The sequence below is a fragment of the Flavobacterium sp. genome, assembly GCF_023151265.1.
Taxonomy (GTDB): Bacteria; Bacteroidota; Bacteroidia; order Flavobacteriales; family Flavobacteriaceae; genus Flavobacterium.
The window spans coordinates 1-5366 of the sequence record NZ_JAKLJH010000165.1; the positions used below are offsets into that span (position 1 = coordinate 1).

The window sequence follows — 5366 nt, forward strand, 5'->3', positions numbered from 1 at the left end:
ATTTCTCAGATTATTCAAGTTACAGTTATGATGATAACGTTAAAATTGATGAAATATCAAGAAAACTTTGGGGATTGAGAGAATATAGTAATATTAGTCTTGAAGAAATAAATTCAAAATTAGACCAAATCTTAAACAAATTATGAGTCAATTTACAAAACAAGAAAAAGTACGTTTCCAACATGTTGATTATGCTGGAATTGTCTTCTATCCAAGATTTTTAGAAATGCTAAATTGCTTGGTAGAAGATTGGTTTGAAGAAGCCTTAGATCGTCCTTTTTCAAAAATGCACGAAACCAATGGTATTCCAACGGTTGATTTAAAAATTCAATTCAAAAATGCCGCAAGATTAGGCGAAATCTTAACCAAAAAATTGTGGGTAAAAGAATTAAAAAACTCGTCAATACTTTGCGGATTTCAGTTTGTCAATGAATCAGAAAATACCGTTTTAGAAGGCGAAGTCACTTTAGTAAACGTAGCTTTCAATCTAGAGAGAAACGGTATCAAAGCCGAACCTTTTACAGAAGAAATGAAACAAAAAATAAAGCAATACGAATTATAAAACTAGAAACACAGATTTAAGAAATTCTATAAATTTTAAAAATTTCTCCAATCTGTGTTCCAAAAAAAAATTCACAAATGGAATTCAAAAAATTCAAAGCTGCAACCGTTCAAACGTCACCTGTATTTCTAAATGTAGAGAAAACAGTTGATAAAGCCATTTCTTTCATTAAAGAAGCAAGTAATAACGGAGCAAAATTAATCGCTTTTCCAGAAGTCTTTATCGCAGGATATCCGTATTGGAATTGGATTATGACGCCTGTTCAAGGCAGTAAATGGTACGAAGAATTATATAAAAATTCGGTTGATGTAGCTGGTCCAGAAATAAAGAAACTTTGCTTAGCTGCCAAAGATAACGACATTCATATCGTAATGGGAATTAACGAACGTGGTAAAAGCTATGGTGAAATTTACAATACCAACTTAATCATCGACAATAAAGGCGTTATCGTTGGAAAACACAGAAAATTAGTCCCAACATGGGCTGAAAAACTAACTTGGTCTTCGGGTGATGGTTCTTCATTAAAAGTGTATAATACAGAAATTGGTCCAATCGGAACCTTAGCTTGTGGCGAAAACACGAATACTTTAGCGCGTTTTACACTACTTTCTCAAGGCGAATTGATTCATATTGCGAATTACATTTCACTTCCCGTAGCGCCACCTGATTACGATATGGCAGAAGCAATTAAAATTCGTGCGGCTGCGCATTCGTTTGAAGGGAAATTGTTTACAATTGTTTCTTGTTCGACCGTTTCGCAAGAAATTAAAGATGCTTTACGTGCCGATGTTCCAAATGTTGATGAATTGTTAGATAGAAAAAGTTCCGCTTTCTCTGGATTTATTGGTCCGAATGGTGCTGTCATAGGACAACCACTTATTGACGAAGAAGGAATGGTTTATGCCGAAATCGACTTAGCAAAATGCATCCAACCAAAGCAAATGCACGATATTTTAGGACATTACAATCGATTTGATATTTTCGATTTAAGAGTAAACACGGCTCCTACTCGAAAAATCACATTTATCGATAATCACGAGGAATTTAATAAAAAATAGTATTAAGACTAGAGAATTAAGTATTAAGACAACTTACTATGGAAACAAACAACTATTCAGACGACCAATACGGAAGAGCAAGAGTTCAGGATTCCGACGAACTAAAAGCGTATTATAAAGAATTAGAAACCCTTGGTGCTGGTGCTTTATGGACAGTCGCTAATGATATTGAACCTTGGGAACCTCGTTCTACATCTGTTCCAATGCTTTGGAAATATGATCATTTACGTGAATTAGTACTAAAATCATCCGAATTAGTAACACCAGAACAAGCGGGAAGACGTGTTGTATATTTGGTAAATGACAAACGGAAAGATGTTTCAGCAGCTGTGGGTTGGTTGTATACTGGAATTCAAGTAACTCGTCCTGGTGAATTTACTTCGGCTCATCGTCATCGTGCTTCTGCCCTACGTTTTATTATGGAAGGCGAAAAAGGTTATACGGTGGTAGATGGCAATAAAATCATGTTAGAAGTGAATGATTTTGTGATTACACCAAACTCTACTTGGCACGAACATGGTGTAGAAGAAGGTGGAAAAACCTGCATTTGGCAAGACGGTTTAGATATTCCGTTAGTGAATGCTTTAGAAGCAAATGATTATGCAGTTTATGATGGCAAGCAAGAATTGGTAAAACCATTAAACTTCTCGCCTATTACTTACGGTTGTGCGGGATTAATTCCAGCAGATAAAACTTGGGATAAACCTTATTCACCGCTTTTCAAATATTCTTGGAAAAATGTTTACCCAGCGTTATTAGAAGCACAAAAAGTGAATGAAGTCAATCCGTTTGATGGGATTTTTATGCAATATTCCAATCCATTAACAGGCGGACATGTAATGCAAACTATGGGAGCGGCGATGCAATTATTACCAGTAGGTTTCAAAGGAAAAGCACACAAACATACAGGTTCTTTTGTTTACCAATGCGCTAAAGGAAAAGGCTACACCATCATCAATGGAAAACGTTTCGATTGGAAAGAAAGAGATATTTTCTGTGTTCCGAGTTGGGCTTGGCACGAACATCACAATCTTTCTGATACTGAAGATGCTTGCCTTTTTAATTTTAATGATTTACCAGTAATTGAAGGATTGGGATTATACCAAGGAAGAGAATTAACAGAAAACAACGGACATCAATCAATATCGTAAAGAAAAGGCATTGCCTTGTCTCAACGGTCAAGTCTTTTATAATAAATTAATAAAAATGAAACTACTTACCTACAAAACACAAGACACCGAGCCACGTTTAGGCTTTATTCATAACAACCAAGTCATCGACATGCAAGATTTTGGAGATGTTTCCAATTTCCCGTTACCTAATGATATGTTGGAATTAATCGATATGGGATTTGAAATTATCCCAGAAATAACAGAAATGATTGCGGAAACACCTGAGAATTTCTTCGAAGAAATCGCTTATGAAATGGATGAAGTAACCATTTTGGCTCCAATCGAAAAACCAAGAAAAAATATTATTGGAATTGGGTTGAATTATACAGAACATGTGGCAGAAAGTGCTCGTACTTTAGATACAACTGGAAAGCTTCCAACCAAACCGATTATCTTCTCAAAACCACCTACAACAGTTACAGCTACCAATACCGAAATAATCAAAAATACAAAGTTGACTTCTCAATTAGATTGGGAATGTGAATTAGCAGTAATTATCTCAAAGAAAGGAAAATACGTACCAAAATCTGAAGCATTAGATTATGTATTTGGGTACACTGTAATTAACGATATTTCAGCGCGTGATTGTCGAAGAGAAGGCCAATGGATTGTTTCTAAAGGACAAGATACTTTTGCTCCAATGGGACCAGTAATTGTTACAAGAGACGAAATCGAAAATCCACACAACTTGAATTTATCGTTAAAAGTAAACGGTGTTGAAAAACAAAATTCGAATACCAAATTCATGTTATTCAACATCAACGATTTGATTGAAGATTTAAGTACCGTTTTCACATTAGAAGCAGGCGACATTATAGCAACAGGAACTCCAGCAGGTGTTGGTGCCGGTCGCGACCCACAAGAATGGATGTACGATGGCGATGTAGTTGAGGCTACTGTGGAGGGAATAGGTACAATAGTAAATACAATTAAAGAAATATAATTATAACGAACACAGATTTAAGAAATTTAAGTAATTATTAAAATTTTTTCAATCTGTGTTCCAAAAATAAAATCTGCGGTTATTCGCGCTTGCGTAAGCAATCCGTTTCATCCGCGTTCCAAAAAGAAATAAAAATGAAATACAGAATAGGCCAAATAGTTCCATCATCCAACGTAACGATGGAAACCGAAATACCAGCAATTTTCCGCTCCCGTGAAACCATTTTACCAGAACGCTTCACCTTTCACAGCAGCAGAATGCGCATGAAAAAAGTTACCAAAGAAGAATTGGAAGCTATGGATGCCATGAGTTTAAAATGTGCTCAAGAATTATCAGACGCACATGTTGACGTAATGGGATATGCATGTTTAGTAGCTATTATGAGTATGGGACGCGGTTATCATTGCGTATCGGAAGTAAATTTACATCAAGAAACGGTGGCGAATGACTTCCCTACTCCAATTGTAACTTCTGCAGGAGCTTTAATCAATGGATTGAAGGTTTTAGGTGCAAAACAAATTTCGATTATTACGCCTTACATGCGTCCATTAACTGATATGGTAGTGGATTATATCGAAAATCAAGGTATCAAAGTGAAGCAAAGTATTGCTTTAGAAATTCCAGATAATTTGGAAGTTGCGGCTCAGAATCCAATGAATTTATTAGAAATCTACAAACAACTGGATTTATCAGATGTGGATGTTTTAGTAGCTTCAGCTTGTGTACAAATGCCATCTTTAGAAGCTATTGATTTGATACAAGCAGAATGTGGAATCCCAGTAACTTCAGCAGCCGTTTGTACAACTTATGAAATGATGAAAAAAATAGGAATAGAAGCTAAATCAGCTATTGGAGGTGAATTGTTGAGTGGGAAATATTAGAATACTTTAAAATAGTATAAATTAAAAAAGCTACAACTCATATGAATTGTAGCTTTTTGTATTAATTATTTTGAATTTTTAAATTCTTATCAACAAATATAATTTTATTTTTATAAGCTAATAAGATTATAAGAATTACCAATACATTCCTAAAATATTCCAACTTGTTCCATCACTAATTAATTGAACCCAACTAATGTTAGACAATGTAGTTGCAGAGATATCCGTTGTTCCAGAAGGTGTTGTATAAAATCCGAAGAACAAATCACTTCCATCTGTTAATACATTGATTGATTGTGGTGTTGAAGTTGAAGTAGATGTAATATAAATCATTTTTCCTATTCCTACTGAACTTGCACTTGGCAATGTAAATGTTACAACTGAGTTACTGCTATTTTTTACGATAAGATTATTAGTTGCGTCACCAGCAGTAATTGTGTAATCTGATGTTTTAGACATAAAACTGAATGCCATAATTGCTGGAGAACCTGCTGGACCTTGTGGTCCTTGAGGCCCCATTGGACCTGTAGCTCCGTCTAAACCATCATTTCCTGCTGGACCTTGTGGACCCATCGGACCTGTTGCTCCGTCTAAACCATCATTTCCTGCTGGACCTTGAGGACCCATTGGGCCTGTTGCTCCGTCTAATCCATCGTTACCTGCTGGTCCTTGAGGCCCCATTGGACCTGTAGCTCCGTCTAAACCATCATTTCCTGCTGGACCTTGTGGACCCATCGGACCTGTTGCTCC

5 protein-coding genes and 1 pseudogene are annotated in these 5366 nt (G+C 35.9%); 5 read left to right on the plus strand and 1 reads right to left on the minus strand.

Going from position 1 to position 5366, the window contains the following annotated elements; all coding sequences use genetic code 11:
- Positions 1–142: 142 nt before the first annotated feature.
- From L6Q46_RS12540 to L6Q46_RS12560, 5 genes are all read left to right on the plus strand, one after another.
- The gene (locus L6Q46_RS12540) at positions 143–562 is read left to right on the plus strand and encodes a thioesterase family protein (RefSeq protein ID WP_291284589.1); all 420 of its coding nucleotides are present in this window, start codon (positions 143–145) and stop codon (positions 560–562) included.
- A 77-nt stretch (positions 563–639) separates the two neighbouring features.
- The gene (locus tag L6Q46_RS12545; protein WP_291265407.1) at positions 640–1620 is read left to right on the plus strand and encodes a carbon-nitrogen hydrolase family protein; all 981 of its coding nucleotides are present in this window, start codon (positions 640–642) and stop codon (positions 1618–1620) included.
- 38 nt (positions 1621–1658) lie between these two features.
- Positions 1659–2771 (plus strand): cupin domain-containing protein, encoded by a 1113-nt coding sequence (locus L6Q46_RS12550; RefSeq protein WP_291284590.1) that lies wholly within the window; start codon positions 1659–1661, stop codon positions 2769–2771.
- 55 nt (positions 2772–2826) lie between these two features.
- Positions 2827–3735, plus strand: a complete 909-nt coding sequence (locus L6Q46_RS12555; protein WP_291284591.1) for a fumarylacetoacetate hydrolase family protein — start codon at positions 2827–2829, stop codon at positions 3733–3735.
- 134 nt (positions 3736–3869) lie between these two features.
- Positions 3870–4616 (plus strand): Asp/Glu racemase, encoded by a 747-nt coding sequence (locus tag L6Q46_RS12560; RefSeq protein ID WP_291284592.1) that lies wholly within the window; start codon positions 3870–3872, stop codon positions 4614–4616.
- Positions 4617–4751: 135 nt separating this feature from the next.
- Here L6Q46_RS12560 and L6Q46_RS12565 read toward each other — a convergent pair.
- Positions 4752–5366, minus strand: a pseudogene (locus tag L6Q46_RS12565) (hypothetical protein); the annotation flags it as partial.